Source organism: Pseudobutyrivibrio ruminis AD2017 (assembly GCF_000424305.1).
Lineage (GTDB): Bacteria > Bacillota > Clostridia > Lachnospirales > Lachnospiraceae > Pseudobutyrivibrio > Pseudobutyrivibrio ruminis_B.
Map to the genome: position 1 here is coordinate 87,232 of NZ_AUJQ01000004.1, position 17,370 is coordinate 104,601.

The following is a 17,370-nucleotide window of genomic DNA, read 5'->3' on the forward strand; positions in this document are numbered from 1 at the left end:
ATTACTATGGACGGAAAAAAGATTGAACAGGAAATACTTGAAATTACAGAAGAATTAATTAAAGATTACAAATCCGACAGGGCAATCGACAAGATGGACACCTACCATCAGCCTAACAAGGACAGCATCATCGACATAACTAAGAAGCTCCTTAGAATCGTTTACCCTGGCTATTATCGCGACCATGTTTACAAGGTTTACAATGTAGAAACAAATCTTAACACTCTAATGGAGGATGTTGTTTACAACTTAAACAAGCAGATTGCTCTCATTCTTTGCTACAGACCTGATTTTGATGGTTGCTGCGAAGAAATCTGCTCTACAAAGGCAGAGGAATTATCACTTGCATTCCTTAAACGCATTCCTCACGTTAGAGCACTTCTTGATACAGATTTGCAGGCTGCATTTGATGGAGATCCTGCTGCAACCAGCATAGATGAAATCATTTTTGCATATCCTGGTATTATGGCAATCACAATATATCGACTTGCCCATGAGTTGTACCTACTTGGGGTGCCAATCATTCCACGTATCATGACAGAATATGCACACTCTAACACAGGTATCGATATTCATCCTGGTGCCACTATCGGCGAATATTTCTTCATCGATCACGGCACAGGTATTGTAATCGGCGAAACTACAGTCATCGGCAAAAATGTTAAGGTTTACCAGGGTGTTACTCTTGGTGCCCTCTCAACAAGAGGCGGCCAAAACCTTAGAGGAGTTCGCCGCCATCCTACCATTGAAGACAATGTAACTATTTATTCAAATGCTTCAGTGCTTGGTGGAGACACAGTTATCGGACACGATTCAATTATTGGAGGTTCTACATTTATTACTGAATCGGTGCCACCTGAATCTAGGATATATTATGATGTGAAATAAAAAACACTCTGTAGATAACAAGCTATTATAATTCTAAAGCGAAGCATATTAGCTGAGCGTAGAATTCATAATGCTTGTTACCGTAACAGAGTGTTTTTTTCCCACAAATATGTTACATCTTCAGGTATTCCATACCTTGTTTTACCTCGTCGGGTACTACTCCCTCGTTCTTTTCCACTCTGTCGATTATGGTCTTCAGGTGGTTAAGAGCCTGGGAGCATTTTATTTCGTGGCGTGATATCATCTGCTCGTACATAGGATGGTTTGCCACCTTGGTACGATATGCCTTGGCGAAGGTACAATGCTTGTTTAATATATTTCGCTCTGGCTTGTTTAGTCGGATACTTCCCTGAGCCTCGAAATTAATCCAAATAGTGTACTGCTTTGTGAAGGCCTCTCGCATGTTGTTGCGGGAAGACTTAAGCAGAGTCTTTACCTTTTCCTTATTTTCTGCCGACAGCTCCTTGTTCTTTCGATAGAATGTGAAATAATCGTAGAAATCAGATGTTAGGCAATCACTTCCAATATCATTCCATCTAGAGCCCTGCTCCTTACGGCAAATCTCCCAACGGAAGGCGCCGCAGCAGTAAATCATCATCTTATCCAAATCATCGAATGTGAACATCGGAAATACGAATCGGCCTGGAGAATCTACCTTGATACCGCCGCACTCCTGCCACATCATGGCACGCATACCACAGTTTGGAAGCAGGATGATATCTGGCTCCACGCGCTTAAGATATGGCTCGCTTTTTACGTTGGCGTCCATATCTGTGTAAAATCCTTCTCGCAGGAAAATCTGATAATCCACGCTTTCGACCTTTTCCATGGCTTCCATAAGCTTAGAATGAGTCAGAAGCATTCTGGATGGTTCCATGCCAAAATCTTCCTTTGTCAAAACTGGACAGAAGGATGTCATCTTACCAGATGTGGTTCGGTTTGCTGAAACGAAGAAGTTGTTCATTTCAAACTTAACCTTCTGCTCCTGGTCCGCCATCCATTTAGGCATATCTGCCTCGGAAATATTTCCTGATTTACGCTCCTCCAAAACGAAGCCTCTGTAATCAAGGTCCAGCTCGTTTCGGCTTGGTTCACGCTTGCCGGCATACACCGCCCTAAGCCAGGTGTAGATTGTAAACATGTGCTCGCCTTCGCAGATGCTAGGCAATCTGTCCATAATATCAGCAAGCTCGTTTGTGTATTCCTCACCTACGGCATCGTAATCTATGTAGCCGAAATTCAAAAACATGTTGATGATTGTATCAAGCTCACCGCCGTATGCTTCAAACTCCAGTGCTCTAAAGAAGGTCTTCTGATAAATCTCATAGAATATATCAACTGCCTTCTTTCTAACCTTTCTTTCGTTATCTTCCTTACCCTCTCTATCTGAAAGGGCAAGGTATTCTGCAATCTGTGCCTTGTATTCTGCTGTCTTATCTTCGTCGATTTCTGCAAACTCACAGATGTGCTCGAAGGTCTGAGTGAACTCGGCCTGCTTTTGCATCTTCGCCTCATCGAAGGCTGCTGCAGTGGCCTCGAAGTCATGGCTGTCATATTCACTCCAGCGCTGCTTGATAAGAGTCTTATCATACAGGCCCGATGTGGATATGAACTTGTACAGCATCTTCATCAGCTTAATAACGTTAGTCTGATCAGCTGCGCGCTCGGCAGCATAGATTCTCAGCCTGAAAATCTGATCAAACAAATCATTTCCATCTGTTGATAGAAGTACCGGAGCGAATTCATCCAGATAAAAGCCCATGGTTTCGGCGCATTCCATAGCACGAGCCATGTAGCCACAGCTGATTCCAATCACGCCATTTACTATTTCTGTTCGCTTGCCATAAATACTTTCTATCTCTTTATTATCTACAGAATTAAGGCTGTCGATGTAGTCGTGCTCCCAATCTAAGATTCCATCTTTAAGCTCAAGAGGCTCCATCTCCTCTAACATTGGAATCTCCCCAGGAGTCAGGCCCACAGCCCTGCACTGCTTTCTGTATTCACCATTTATTCCGCGGCAGTAATCAGTGAAATCATCTACCTTTTTCTTGAGGTCATCGTAAATCTTAAATACATCACGGCACTGTCTAAAGGCACCCTTAGCAAAACCAAAGATATACACTGGCTGTGCCTTAAAGATTCCTTCAAAGTCTGCCATGCACTTGTACGGACATTTGATAACAGTGCAATCCTCTGCTGCAGTGTAATCAGCATCGTACTCATGATTCAGCGCATCAGAAAGCCCTGCCACCGTACCAGGTCCAAGGAGTAACTGCTTCCCTTTCCAGTCCTGACGCACAGCGCCACTCATAACTACATACACGCACTCCACCGCATCCCCTGCGTTTATTAACTTTTTGCCCTTTTCAATGGTGATTGGTTCCAAAGTTTTCCCCCAATAGTTGCATATACCACAATGTCAATTATTCCCACTGGCCTGCCGGCACACTTTCCAGCAGGATACTACAAGTTACTATAATTATAGAATTGTCTGAATATTATTGCAATTCCACAGGAATAAATTCACAAAAATTTAACGGCTGAGGGGATTACCATCTAAACCATCCAAAGATTTTCTTCACAACCTTTGTAATTTCCTTGATAACTGGAACGACAACCTGCTTTACGAATGTATCTACAGCCTTAACGATTTGCTGTACAGCTTTTTCAATTTCCTGCTTGTGGTCAGAATCCTTGTTATCATCCTCAGCAGGGTCGTCGATTGCTGGATCATCCTGGTTGCCTGAACCTGGGTCATCGATTACCGGATCATCACCAGGTGTAGGTGTTGGATCGTCGCCACCGCCGATTTCCTCTGATGAAGCCTCGGCTGTTTTGTAGAGATAGAAGTCATCCCATGCGCCCCAGCCGCCTGCTACAGCTTTGACACTTACGCCAACAGTGATTTCTGTTGAATCCGTATTTACGATAATATCTGTGACCTCTGGGTTGGCCCAGTTCTGCCAGCCTGTTACGCCTGTATCTGTAGAAAAATTATTATCACCAACAACTGCATAAAGCTTGAACTCAGCTTCGTCACCACAATCTCCACCTTCAACGAAGGCACCAAGCTTGTAAACGCCCTTATCTACAGTAACCTTCTGTTCTACTGTGTAGTAGATTTCCTCGTTATCCCAGAACTTAAGGCTCATCTGGCCTGTTCTTACATTTGAAGAATCTGCCTGGATTGAGACACCGTTGTTGCCATCGGCATTTTTGATGTCGCTGATAGTCCAGGCCTTATTGCCATCCTCGAAGCTTCCATTCACAAGAAGATTCTTAGGGTTGATGGTAAGCTTACAAGTTACATCCTTTGTTTCATCATTAACTACTACAGTTCCAGGGATTTCGTATTCGCCAGCCCCAGCTTCCTTAGCTTCTGCAAGCTTTGCCTCATCCCAGTTAACCTTAGCATCAACCTTTGAGCCGTCGTTATAAACTACTGATGCATTTTCAGGAAGAACCACATCATCACCAAGCTCTACTGTCACTGCTTCCACATCGATTCGGATGACAGAAAGAGGAGCCTTGGCGCCTGAGCGAACGTAGCTGTAAATCTTTGCTGATGCAAGGGCATGGCCCTCGAAGTCGAACCATGCTTCGTTGTCTACTGCGGAACCGCCGTACCAATCCTTAGCATCCTTATCATAAGCACCGGCATAAGATGATGCCCAGCCACTGCCGTATTTTTCCCAGGCTTTCTTATTGCCAGCAAGCACATCTGCTGCATCCTCGGCATCTGCATCATAAGCCTTTACTGGAATCCATGCTGGCTCCCAGTAGAACACGCCGATACCATCATCGATTGATACAACTGTGTCAATTACTGAACGAACTGAATCTGCCTGGCCCTGAACAGAGATGTCGAAGTTTAGGGCATCTCCGGACTTGCCTTCGTATTCAGTATTTGTATGACCATCTCCATCCTTAAGTGTGTGAACGTAAGATGTTTCTGCAACCATGACCTTCTTGTCATAGGTGTCTGCTATATTAGAAAGAACACTTTTAAGATTGCTTAAAGTGCCATGCCAATAAGGATAATATGATGATGCGAACACATCATAGTCCACGCCATAGTCATCTAACTTCTTAGCATAGCCTGCATATCTTCCGCTAGTCTCAGGATTTGTAAAATGAACGGCTACCAAGATATCATGGTCAAGATTCTCTGAAACCTCTCTTACTGCTTTGCTACCTGCTGAAAAAATCTTAGACATATTCTCCCAAGTCTTTTCGCCTGCCACGCCATTGTTGGTCTCATTACCTATCTGCACCATGCCTACATTTACACCAGCATCAATAAGCTTATCAAGACTATCTTTGGTGTAAGCTTCTACAGCCTCAGTCTTTTCATCTATAGACATAGATTTCCAAGCCTTTGGTGCAGTCTGCTTGCCAGGGTCTGCCCAGAAATCAGAATAATGGAAATCGATAAGTACCTTCATGCCTGCGTTTGTAACCCATTTACCGATTTTAACAGCAGTGTCGATGTCGCAGTTTCCGCCACCGTAGCCATTGCCGTTGCCATCTGTTGGGTCGTTCCAAACTCTGATTCTCACATAGTTGACTCCACAATCATGCAAGAAATCAAAGAAGCCCTGATTGCTAAGCTCATTGCCGTCGAAATCATAGTATTTTACACCACTATTTTTCTCAGATAGATATGAGCTTACATCCACACCTGTAATAAAATTGTCATCACAGCCTGCTACCTTTTCTACATTTATCTCTGAGTCAACTGGTTCAGTTTCCTCTGTTTCTTCCTGACCAGGTTCCTCTGCTGAAGAGTCCTCTAATGCGTACAATACAAAATTGTCCACATCTCCCCAATAGCCACTTTCAACTTTTCCACTGAAGCTAACTGTAATATCCTCTTTATCCGTAACTGTGAATTCCTCTGTTGTAAATGTACTCCATGAATCCCAGCCTGTAGTTTCTACATCGATTTTTTCTCCTGCGATGCTGACTGTCATTCCAGACTGGCTGGTTGCACCATCAGCCTCAAAGGACAGCTTGTAGGAGCCCGCAGGTAGACTCTTAATTGTTTGAGACAAAGAAAGCTCTGCCCCATCAGCATTGTTATTCCAGTAATTAAAGATGTTAGTTTTATTATTGCTGGCCCATTCATCTACCTTTATTTTTGAGCCGACATTTTCGCCATCATCATCTGGCATAGACACTGACCAGCCAGATAAATCACCTTTCTCAAAATCACCATTTTCAATATAATCTGTTTTCTTCCAAGTCTTTTCTTCTTTTTCTTCTTCTGCATTTGCTACTATTGGCATCTGTGCAAGAACAACAGACACCATAGAAAATGCGCTAAGTGCACGCACAAACACACTTCTTCTCTTCATTCTATACCCTCCCTTAAGTTTTCTTCTGGTCGCAACCGATTGCAAGTGATAATATAGCACTTTAAATCCCGTAAATTCCATTGACATTACAAACGATTTCCAAGAAAATTCTTTGTTAAAACCCCACATTTTTGCGCAGTTGTTGCGCAAATATTCCAGCATAAAAAAAGAACATCCAGTAGCTATCGTTCTTGATAGCCCGCCTGGATGTTCCAAGTGTTTTTAAATTATTTTGTACCGAAGATTCTGTCTCCAGCATCGCCAAGACCTGGGCAGATGTATGCGTCGCTGTTAAGCTCGCGGTCGATGTGACCTACATAAATCTGAACGTCTGGATGTGCCTCGTGAAGAGCACGAACTCCTTCTGGAGCAGCGATGATAGCCATGAATTTGATGCGCTTACCACCGTGCTGCTTGATAAGGCTGATAGCGTCGATAGCTGAACCACCAGTTGCAAGCATAGGATCTGTTACAACGATAAGACGCTCTTCGATTGGGCTAGGAAGCTTGCAGTAGTATTCGTGTGGGATGTGTGTCTCCTCATCACGGTACATACCGATGTGACCAATCTTTGCTGTAGGAACGAGCTGCTGGATACCGTTAACCATACCAAGACCTGCACGAAGGATTGGCACGATTGCCATCTTACGACCAGCGATAACTGGTGCCATGCACTTCTCGATAGGTGTCTCACATTCGATGTCTACTGTCTGTAAATCGTTAAGGGCTTCAAAAGCCTCAAGCATAGCTATTTCTTCTACAAGAGCTCTGAACTCTGCTGTTCCAGTGTTCTTGTCTCTGAGCATTGTAATTTTGTGCTGAAGTAAAGGATGTGTTAACTCTACTACATTATCTAACTTTTCCATTAGATTCCTCCTAATATATCATAATTATTTATTTGAGCTTGCATTATTTTCTGCAGCTTTAAATTTATCACCAGCTGGGATTACAGTATCCATTGCGCCATACTCGTAATCTCTGCCAGGGATTATCGCGTTAAGTAAGATTCCTGCGATTGCAGCAATAGCGAGGCTAGTAAGTGTGATGTCTGTGCCTGCTACTGTGAATGTAAGACCATCAGAAAATCCAAGGCCTGAAACAAGGATAACTGCTGCAATGATAAGGTTTCTAGACTGTGTGAAATCTACCTTGTTTTCTACAACATTTCTTACTCCTATTGCACTTATCATACCATAAAGCATGAAGCTTATTCCACCTACAATTGCGCTAGGCATTGTACCGATGATACCAGCCATCTTAGGGATGAATGAAAGAACGATTGCATAAACAGCAGCGATTCTGATTACCTTTGGATCGTGAACCTTTGAAAGCTCAAGTACGCCTGTGTTCTCACCGTATGTAGTGTTTGCAGGGCCACCGAACATTGCTGAAAGTGATGTTGCAAGTCCGTCACCGATAAGTGTGCGGTGAAGACCTGGGTCAGAAACTAAATCCTCTCCAACTGTTGCAGAGATTGCTGACATATCACCGATGTGCTCCATCATAGTAGCGATAGCGATTGGTGCCATAACAAGGATTGCTGAGATGTCGAATTTGCAGATGAAGAAATCTGGCAAACCTACCCATGCAGCCTGGTTAACTGATGCGAAGTCAAATATTGCACTGCCGTCAGCATTTGTCATACCAAATGCATTGAAGATAAGTGCGCAAACATATGAAATTGTAACACCCATAAGAATTGGAATGATTCTGAAAATGCCCTTACCCCAGATATTGAAGATAATAACTACTGCAAGAGCTATAATAGCAAGAAGCCAGTTCTGCGAAGCGTTTGTGATAGCAGATGGCGCAAGTGAAAGTCCGATACAAATGATGATTGGGCCTGTAACAACAGGTGGTAAGAACTTCATAACCTTCTTAATACCAACCATTTTGATAACTACTGCAAGTACAAGATAAAGAAGACCTGCAATTACGATACCACCACATGCATATGGAAGCTTTTCGCCCATTGTCATGTTTTTGAAAATTCCTGTATTTAAATTAGCAACTGTGTGAAATCCGCCAAGAAAAGCAAATGATGAACCAAGAAAAGCGGGAACTTTGAACTTTGAACAAAGATGGAAAAATAAAGTACCGATACCGGCGAAAAATAAAGTGACTTGAATTGAAAGGCCTTGCCCTTCGAAATAATTGTTGACTAAAATAGGGACTAAAATAGTCGCTCCAAACATCGCGAATAAGTGCTGAAGCCCTAAAATCAACATTTTTGGTCTGCCTAGTGTCGAGGCATCTTTGATTGGTGCATGTTCTCTCATACATTTCCTCCTTAAATATACTCAAACTTTCAATATCCTATCACAAATCTTTTTATAAGTCTACTACAAAATAAAAAGATTTGCGATTAGTCCTAAAATCAAAAGATGTACTGGGTAGAATAAGTAAAAGAAAAGCCTAAGTGCTTTGTTATCCAATCCTCTGTTTCCTTCGTAAAAATACATAGGAATAAGCATAAGAAATGCCCACACTTCTATTGAGCCATCACAAACAGCAAGTACAGCTACACCTGTAGCAAATGATATCAGTCGGTCCATCTTAGTGCCGTTTCCTCGCCAAGCATACATAACTGCAATACAGCAAATGCCACCTGGACCATAATCAAGGTTAGTAAGATATGCAAAAAGCATTCCTGCAAGCAGTACCAAAATTTTCGATACATAAATAAGCTTAGTATCGATTGGCTTTTTTTCGATTTCTGAAATCACATATAAAACGATTAGTCCAACCAACAGCTCCCATAAAACATTATTTTTTTCGAATGTAAATAATGTGTTTCTGCTCACAAGGTTAAATGGGATCTCTGAAATCAGTGCAACAAGTAATAATCTAAGGCCATATTTTTTGACATTGCGGGTGTGTAAAAAGCCTTCCACCAGCATGTAGCAGTAGATTGGAAATGCCATACGGCCTATATATCTCATCACATGGTATAAATCGATGGCATTGATAAATGAAAATGGCTCAATGCCCTGACTAATCATGTTTGCCACCAGCGTTACACCCATGTGATCTATCAGCATAGTGATGACTGCTATTAATTTTAAATCTGTTCCTGTAATTTCAAACCCCGTCTGCTTTGTGCCCATTATTTTACCAACCATTCAATAAATTCTCTGACAGCCCCTCTTCCACCGTCCTTTTTAGATACAAAATCTGCTAAATCGATTACCTCATCACAAGCATCTGCTGGGCAGCCTACTAATCCGCCGGCTTCCTGAATGCGCTTCATACAATCGTAATCATTCATATCATCTCCACAGTACGCGCACTGTGAAAGAGCTACGCCAGATTTATCCAAAATCTCTGTAAGCTTTGCAAACTTGTCACCAACACCCTGGTAGATTTCTGTAATACCAAGCTCCTTAGCTCTGTTTTCGACGATTCTGCTGGTGCGACCAGTGATGATAACTGGGATGATGCCATTTGGCATGCCGATATGGCAAATTCCGTAGCCGTCCTTTGCAGAGAAGGCCTTCATAGCCTCACCGTCCTGTCCCATATATATGTGTCCGTCTGTAAGAGTGCCATCAACATCAAGCACTAAATATTTAATATTCTTCATAAAAAAACTCCTTAGAAAAACTCTAAGGAGATTTTAACATATTATGCAGTAACTTTCCTCTGTGAAATACTTTTAATTGCAAGAAGTGTTCCAATCATGAGGGCGATACCGATGATTAAGCAGATGGCCCAGTTTCTAATGAAACCTGAAATGATGTAAGAAACAAGGGATACTGCTGCAACTGTGATGGCGTATGGAAGCTGTGTGCTTACGTGTTTGATATGTTCACACTCAGCACCGGCTGATGCCATGATAGTTGTATCTGAAATTGGTGAGCAGTGATCGCCACAAACGGCTCCTGCCATACATGCCGAAATAGCAATAATCATAAGCTCGTTGTTAATGTCACCGCCGAATACATTTACAACGATAGGAATGAGGATACCAAATGTTCCCCATGAAGTTCCAGTTGCAAATGCAAGGAAGATACCTACAACGAAAACAATTGCTGGAATAAGGTTCATAAGTGCTGCATTGTCTGCAATGTTTGCAACGATTCCAGCTACATATTCTGCAGCGCCAAGAGAATCAGTCATAGACTTAAGTGTCCATGCAAATGTAAGAACAAGGATTGCAGGCACCATACTCTTGAAGCCCTCAGGGATAGCATTCATACATTCATTGAAGCTAAGAACCGAAGTCGCAAGGAAGAATACGATTGTGATAATAAGTGCAACTACTGAACCATAAACAAGTCCAACTGATGCATCAGAATTAGAGAATGCATCGATAAAGCTTGTGCCTTCGAAGAATCCGCCTGTGTAAATCATTCCGATAACGCAGCAGATGATAAGGGCTGCGATTGGAAGTACAAGGTGAATAACTTTACCTCTTTCAGAGATAGGTGGATGTGGCTGGTCCTCAGCACCTGTAAGGCTGGCTGCATCCTTCTTCTTTCTCTGTTTAACCTCTGCCATGTGCTTGAGCTCGGCAAGGTTCATTGAGCCGTAATCAAAATTCATGTAAGTGATGGTGAACATCATTACAAGTGTAAGCAATGCGTAGAAGTTGTAAGGGATGGCTCTGATGAAAAGTGTAAGGCCATTTGCCCCATCAACGAAGCCAGTTACTGCAGCTGCCCATGATGAAATAGGGGCGATGATGCAGACAGGAGCTGCCGTTGCATCGATAAGGTAAGCCAGCTTTTCTCTTGAAATGCCATGCTTGTCAGTAACAGGTCTCATAACCGAACCAACTGTAAGACAGTTGAAATAATCATCGATGAAGATAAGTATACCAAGGATGATTGTTGCGACCTGGGCGCCTGCCTTTGTCTTCACGTGAGTAACTGCCCATTTTCCAAATGCGGCGGAACCACCGGCTCTGTTCATAAGCATAACCATGCTTCCCAAAACAACAAGGAATGTAAGGATACCTACGTTCCAGCTGTCTGAAAGCTGAGCAATCATTCCATCTACAAAGATGTGCTCCATTGCGGCAGTGATGTTGAAGCTAGCGTACAACAATCCGCCTGAAACGATTCCGATGAAAAGTGATGAATAAACTTCCTTTGTAATCAGCGCTAACAAAATAGCGATAAATGGTGGAAGTAAAGACCATATAGTGTTAGTAAATTCCATAAAGCTTCAAATTCTCCTTTAAAACATTTGCGTTAGCCTCTTCCATTTCTGTAAGAGGTTTTCTTAGAGGACCAACCTCATATCCCATAAGGTTTAGCGCCTTTTTAACAGGGATTGGATTTACCTCTGAAAACAGGCTGTCGATTAATGGAAGTGCGTCAAACTGCATTTCTGCAGCCTTTTTGAAATCTCCATCAAGACATGCCTGACATATATCATGAGTCTGCTTAGGTGCCACATTTGAAAGAACGGATATGACTCCGATGCCACCTAAAGACATGATTGGCACAATTTGATCATCATTGCCGGAATAAACATCCATGCAGCCATCTGCTAAATGCATAAGCTTTGCAATCTGGCTGATATTTCCTGATGCTTCCTTAATGGCAACGATATTTTTAACATCCTTGGCAAGCTTAACTGCTGTTTCTGGAAGGATGTTGCAGCCTGTACGGCTTGGGACATTGTAGAGGATGCATGGGATGTTGATTGCATCTGCTGTATCTTTGAAATGCTCGTACAATCCACCCTGAGTTGCTTTGTTGTAATAAGGTGTTACAAGAAGCACTGCATCTGCGCCAGCAGCCTCAGCTTCCTTTGACAGGTAGATGGCTGTTTCTGTGCTGTTTGAACCAGTGCCAGCAATTACTGGTACGCGGCCATTTACAGTTTTCACACAATGAGCGATTACATCGATGTGCTCTTCGTGAGAGAGTGTGGATGCTTCGCCTGTTGTGCCACAGATTACAATGGCATCAGTGCTGTTTTTGATTTGGTATTCGATTAGCTCATCAAGCTTCTCGTAATTAACTGTTGTGTCTTCGTTGAATGGTGTAACGATTGCTACTGCTGCGCCAGTAAATATACTCATTTTTCTCCTCCTAATAAAAAAAAGCTCCTCACCAAAAATGAGTAGCTTTAAAATCCATTTTATGATAGCTCCCCATCTTTTGCACAAATACAATTGATGACAGTCATACGAATGTTATCCGTATGCCCAGGACAAGCAACTACAGTCACTGCTCTCCTTCGGCGAAATTCCCTTTTATCTCATATCACTTGGGCCTGTCCCATCAATGAGATTACTAATGTTTCTCGCAACCTCTATCTCTTATTAAGTTGTCCCCATAGTACATCTTCACATACTATATGTCAATAAAATTTTTCATTAAAAATCTTTGGCAAAATATCCCTCAGCGGCGAGCACCACTGTATCTCCTTCTTTAAGCTTTAGTTCCGCCACAGGAATCAGTGCTTCGTTGTCACGCAGTACCACTGATGGAAGAAAATGCTGTGGTGGACTGATTTGATTGATGTTCAAACCCTTCCAGCAATGGGCGTCGTTGATATGTACTGTCAGCATATCAATATGTTCGTCTTTTGCAAAATTCTCCTGCTGCTTCACACGGGTGTACTGCTCCACGAAGCCAGCGCTGATGATACCAGTTGGGATGGCAACCACTCCCACTCCGAAGAAGGCGGTAAGTATGGCCATCAGCCTGCCCATGACAGTAATTGGATAAATGTCGCCGTAGCCTACAGTTAGCAGTGTGGATACAGACCACCATATTCCTGAAAAGGCGTTTTCAAAAACATCAGGCTGAGCGTTGTGTTCAGCGTAATAAACTCCAATGGAACTGGCTAGCATAAGAATCAGCACGATTATCATGGAAGATGCAATCTGATTCTTCTTTTCCTTTAGGACTGAAAATATCACCGCAAAGGAATCGTATTGGCCGTTGATTCTAAACAGATGAAAGATTCGTACGATTCGAAGTATTCGAAATGCCACAAAGCCAGACAGGAAAAAGAATGGCAGTATGGTAAACAAATCTACAATTCCATCGTAGGAAAGCAAAAATTTCAAAATCGCTTTTGGTCTACTTACATTTGGATAAAGCAAATCTGCCGTCCAAATCCTAAGGCCATATTCAATGCAAAATATGAGGATTGTAACAAATGCAATCACATCCATTATTGGAAAATATGCAGATAGCTGACTGAAGGTTTCTAGCACCATAACCAGTATGTTTAAGGTGATGGTTATGGTAATGAAAATGTCGAAAAATCTGCTTATGATATCGTCCTTGTTTCCAATTTGGATGATGTTAAAAACCCGCTGTTTAGTCAAAACATGTCCTCCCATTTGTCCTACTGTTTTAACTTGAGTCCGTAGTAATTTGCGATACCAGTTGCATCTGCGATACCAAGCTGCTGGTACTGCTCAGGTGTGCTAAGGTGATTTAATCTATCTGATTCGTTTGTGCAGAAGGCATGCTCAACTATGATGCAAGGGATGCCTGCGCTCTTAGACTGGTTGATGAGTGCATAATAATCCTTAACGCTACCGTCTGGATATTTACCAGATGTAGAATCTCTAGTAACGATACCTGTTCCGTTAGGGCAAAGCTTCCAATTGTTAACTGTAAGGCCTGTTCCTACAAGCTGTGTAAGAATAGACTGTCCAAGCTGGGAGCCCTGAACGCAAAGCTGTGGTCTGTAGTTTGGATTTGGGATGATTACCTTTGATCCGTTCTGTGATTTGTCTAAATCTGGGTCGTAATCGTTGTGAAGGCTGATAAGCACATCTGCTTTTGCATTCTTTGCGCAATTAACTCTTGCTGCAAGACATTTTGTTGCTGAATTAGGGTCAGCCCCGTATGGGCATTCTAATGTGTATCTTGTCATGTAAACTGTAACACCTGCATACTTTTCAAGCTCCTGCTTGCAGTAGTAAGCGATGTAAAGATTGGCAATTCCCTCTTCGAAGTTTTCATAATGGCAACCCAAATGTGTGGTGTCATGACCTGCATCAAGAACAACTACTATATTCTTTTTTGCTGAAGCCTTTTTTGCTTTTGCCTCAGACTCAAATGATGTAGCTGTAAAAAGTGCTACAACCATTGTTAAACCAAGCATTAAGCTGATTCCTTTTTTCAATAATCCTTTCATAATTGCCTCCGTATATATATTTGATAGTTATAGTTTTTCAAAATTATCTATTATATGGCTGGCTAAAACGCCTTTTGTTCCGTAGATTTTGGATGCCTTCGCACCTGCTTTGCCGTGTAGATATGCTGCTGCACAGGCTGTGATTAATGTGCTTTCCGTAGCATTTTGACCAATTAGTGAAGCCATAAGTCCTGCCAGCACATCACCTGACCCTGGGGTTGCCAGGCCTTCATTTCCACTGGTGATGAAGTGGGTCTTTTTGCCGTCAGTCACAATGGTGGTGTGATTTTTAAGCACTAGGATGCAGCCAGTTTCTCTGGCAAAATCCTTTGCCACCTGCTCCTGATTGATATTTATATCTGATACCTTAATATTAGTCAGGCGCTCCATTTCCTTAAGATGTGGTGTTAGAATCACTGGGATTCTTTTTGCTGCCTGAATTAGCAGTTCACGATTTTTAGCTGCAAGATTGATTCCATCTGCATCTATTACCACAGGCTTTGTGGCAGATTCTAAGGTCTTCTTTAGGATGTTTTCCGATGTTTCATCCATGCCAAGGCCTGGGCCAATTAGTATCACATCTGCCCCGTTAAGTTCAGATTGAAGCTCGGTTTCATTGTATTCATTATAACCCAAATACATTGCTTCAGGTAGATTTTGCCTGATGGATTCTGTGTTATTATTGTGAGTATAAATCTTTACCAGGCCAGCTCCTGACGATAGTGCTGATCTAGCAGACAGGTAGCAGGCACCATAGATATTTTCGCTTCCTGCGATAATCAAAAGCTTGCCGCAGCTGCCTTTGTTGGCATCCACTGGGCGTGGCTTGATATGATTTACGATGGCATCATCTATGATAGTGTCATAGTTAGTGTCAGCTTCGTTTAAGTATATGCCCACATCAGCTACTATTAATTTTCCTGCAGCCACCTTGCAATCGGCAAGGGTCAAGCCCTTTTTCATGTAGGCAAAGGTCACGGTTAAATCTGCCCTGATGCCTGCATCACCTAGCAGATTTCCACATGTAGCATCATAGCCTGATGGGATATCCACAGCTACAACCTTGTTTGCCTTTTCATTGATGATAACTGCTGCTTTTTCAAAATCTCCTCCAAGCCCACGGCTTAGGCCGATTCCAAACATGGCATCGATGGTCACGCTTGATTGTTCTATGGCTGTTTCATCAAATTTGTTTTCTATTGTTATGCCGTAGCTTTCTGCTATGGCGATTTCCTGTTTTAGCTGGTCAGTGAACTTGTCAGGATTTCCCATAACAAAGCATCTGACGGTCATGCCCTTTAAATGAAGCAGGCGTGCCACTGCCACTCCATCCCCACCATTGTTTCCAGGACCACACACCACTGCAAACTTGTTGGCTTCAGGGAATTCCTGAGTGATGGCCTCCACCACCTTCATGGCGGCGCGCTCCATCAGTACCAGAGAAGGCATCCTGTGCTCAGTCATTGTTTTGTTGTCACATTCTTGCATTTCCTGCGCTGATAATATGTACTGCCCTATGTTCATAATAATCCCCTTTTGTAGTGTGATGTCTCTTTTTTATATACTATACCACATTTAGATATCAAGTTTCCCCTTAACTAAAAAAGACCAGGGCTACACCCTGATCTCTTTTATGAATGTTTTATGTATAATTGCAGCTTATTCTGCTACAGCTTCAGTCTCAACAACTTCTGTTTCTTCTGTCTCTGTTTCTACAGATTCTGTTTCAACAGACTCTTCTACTGTTTCAGCTTCAACTACTTCAGCATCAGCTTCAATTACTTCAGGAACTTCTGTTTCAACAGGAGCAATTTCAGTTACCATAGCAAATGTTGTAAACTGATTTAAAGCATCCTCTGACATGTATCCATCAGCAACTGCCTGCTTAGCTAAGTCATAGCACTCAGCTGGTGTCTTCTTAGGAGCGATTGATGATCTAACTACTGATGTTGTTCCATAGAATGATGTATAGAATGATGTAGTAGCGAAGTTTAATGTAAGCATTCTGCTACCTGTTTCTACGCCTAAAACACTTCCTCTCTTCTCACCAGCGCAATCGTAGTTGCCCCAAACGTCTTCACGTAAGTAGCTATCGCAGTGAGCAGCAGATGAATCTCCGTTGTAACCACCATCTTCATGGTTAACACCTGCGTACTGCCATACAATATTAAGCACTGAAGAAATGCTGTAGAATGTGTTCTTATCACTGCTATCACCAAGTCTCTTTACCATGCCTTCACGACTAAAGCCCTTGATAAGAGGTGAACCAAATGTAACTGTGTTAAGTACTTCATAATTGTCCTTGATGTACTTATCAGCAGCAACCTGCTGCGCAACCATTCCACCAAGGCTGTGACCGGCAAGAATAATGTTGCTGCCTGCAGGAATTCTATCGATAATAGCATTCTTTACATTTAATACGTATTCATTACTTAATTCAAAACCTGCCTGAAGGTCTTCCTTAACAGTTGTAGTCTGATTTTCAACAATTGTCTCTGTTCCTGAAAGTGCAACTACGTATACTTCCTTGTCCTCAGCGCCCCAATAAGTATTATAAGTCATTCTACCTTCTGTGATAGAAATAGGACCAGCTGACTGATAATCTGCATAGCCAACCTTTGTAAGTGTTGCCATCTGAGCAGCATTCTCAATATTTACAGTCTCACCATTCTGGATTTTATAAACCATATCCATGATCTTAAAATCTGTTTCTGTGTGAAGAACATAATTTGTATCTCCACCTGCTGGAAGAATTGAACCAGCCTCTGCAACCATTGGATTAACCAAAATAGTAGTAGCCACAAGAGCAGCAGCTAACATTCTAAAAACTCTTTTACTCATAATTATTTTTACTCCTTTTCTATTGCGGAAATAATATATCAGCAATATTGTCCTAATGCAAGCCAAAATTAATTCAATAAATGGAGTAGTTTTTGTGATTATTGCGATTTGTCACACAATGTATTTTTACAAGTATATATTGTTATATTTCTATCTTTTGTTTCCA

13 protein-coding genes and 1 riboswitch are annotated in these 17,370 nt (G+C 42.1%); of the genes, 1 reads left to right on the forward strand and 12 read right to left on the reverse strand.

Annotated features, from left to right (window positions below):
- The first annotated feature begins 6 nt into the window (after positions 1-6).
- Positions 7-888: a serine O-acetyltransferase gene (locus G611_RS0102190; protein ID WP_028242213.1), complete on the forward strand. Its 882-nt coding sequence runs from the start codon at positions 7-9 to the stop codon at positions 886-888.
- A 112-nt stretch (positions 889-1,000) separates the two neighbouring features.
- Here G611_RS0102190 and G611_RS0102195 read toward each other — a convergent pair whose 3' ends face one another.
- The 12 genes from G611_RS0102195 to G611_RS0102250 all read right to left on the reverse strand — a co-directional run bounded on the left by G611_RS0102195 (position 1,001) and on the right by G611_RS0102250 (position 17,204).
- A complete protein-coding gene (locus G611_RS0102195; RefSeq protein ID WP_028242214.1) occupies positions 1,001-3,277 on the reverse strand; it encodes a cyclic nucleotide-binding domain-containing protein in 2,277 nt (758 codons plus the stop codon).
- A gap of 163 nt (positions 3,278-3,440) precedes the next feature.
- Positions 3,441-6,248, reverse strand: coding sequence for a glycosyl hydrolase 53 family protein (locus tag G611_RS0102200; protein WP_028242215.1), 2,808 nt, complete (start codon positions 6,246-6,248; stop codon positions 3,441-3,443).
- Between the two features lie 227 nt (positions 6,249-6,475).
- Positions 6,476-7,114: a uracil phosphoribosyltransferase gene (gene upp, locus G611_RS0102205; RefSeq protein WP_028242216.1), complete on the reverse strand. Its 639-nt coding sequence runs from the start codon at positions 7,112-7,114 to the stop codon at positions 6,476-6,478.
- 24 nt (positions 7,115-7,138) lie between these two features.
- Positions 7,139-8,527 carry a uracil-xanthine permease family protein gene (locus tag G611_RS13610; RefSeq protein ID WP_081656944.1) on the reverse strand — a complete coding sequence of 463 codons (1,389 nt, stop codon included), beginning with the start codon at positions 8,525-8,527 and terminating at the stop codon, positions 7,139-7,141.
- A 63-nt stretch (positions 8,528-8,590) separates the two neighbouring features.
- Positions 8,591-9,370 carry a TraX family protein gene (locus tag G611_RS0102215; RefSeq protein ID WP_051195014.1) on the reverse strand — a complete coding sequence of 260 codons (780 nt, stop codon included), beginning with the start codon at positions 9,368-9,370 and terminating at the stop codon, positions 8,591-8,593.
- Positions 9,355-9,831: a KdsC family phosphatase gene (locus G611_RS0102220; protein ID WP_028242218.1), complete on the reverse strand. Its 477-nt coding sequence runs from the start codon at positions 9,829-9,831 to the stop codon at positions 9,355-9,357. Before G611_RS0102220 ends, G611_RS0102215 begins: the two co-directional genes overlap by 16 nt.
- 41 nt (positions 9,832-9,872) lie before the next feature.
- The gene (locus G611_RS0102225) at positions 9,873-11,411 is read right to left on the reverse strand and encodes a Na+/H+ antiporter NhaC family protein (RefSeq protein WP_028242219.1); all 1,539 of its coding nucleotides are present in this window, start codon (positions 11,409-11,411) and stop codon (positions 9,873-9,875) included.
- Positions 11,398-12,282 carry a 4-hydroxy-tetrahydrodipicolinate synthase gene (gene dapA, locus G611_RS0102230; protein ID WP_028242220.1) on the reverse strand — a complete coding sequence of 295 codons (885 nt, stop codon included), beginning with the start codon at positions 12,280-12,282 and terminating at the stop codon, positions 11,398-11,400. The genes G611_RS0102225 and dapA overlap by 14 nt, the downstream gene beginning before the upstream one ends.
- 57 nt (positions 12,283-12,339) lie before the next feature.
- Positions 12,340-12,526, reverse strand: a riboswitch (Lysine riboswitch).
- 53 nt (positions 12,527-12,579) lie between these two features.
- Positions 12,580-13,542, reverse strand: a complete 963-nt coding sequence (locus G611_RS0102235; RefSeq protein ID WP_242824244.1) for an ion transporter — start codon at positions 13,540-13,542, stop codon at positions 12,580-12,582.
- A gap of 20 nt (positions 13,543-13,562) precedes the next feature.
- Entirely contained in the window at positions 13,563-14,363 is an 801-nt protein-coding gene (locus G611_RS0102240; protein ID WP_028242222.1) for an N-acetylmuramoyl-L-alanine amidase, read from the reverse strand.
- A 27-nt stretch (positions 14,364-14,390) separates the two neighbouring features.
- Entirely contained in the window at positions 14,391-15,887 is a 1,497-nt protein-coding gene (locus G611_RS0102245) for a bifunctional ADP-dependent NAD(P)H-hydrate dehydratase/NAD(P)H-hydrate epimerase (protein WP_036947854.1), read from the reverse strand.
- Between the two features lie 135 nt (positions 15,888-16,022).
- On the reverse strand, positions 16,023-17,204 hold the full coding sequence (locus G611_RS0102250) for a hypothetical protein (protein WP_028242224.1): 1,182 nt from the start codon (positions 17,202-17,204) through the stop codon (positions 16,023-16,025).
- Between the last annotated feature and the right edge of the window lie 166 nt (positions 17,205-17,370).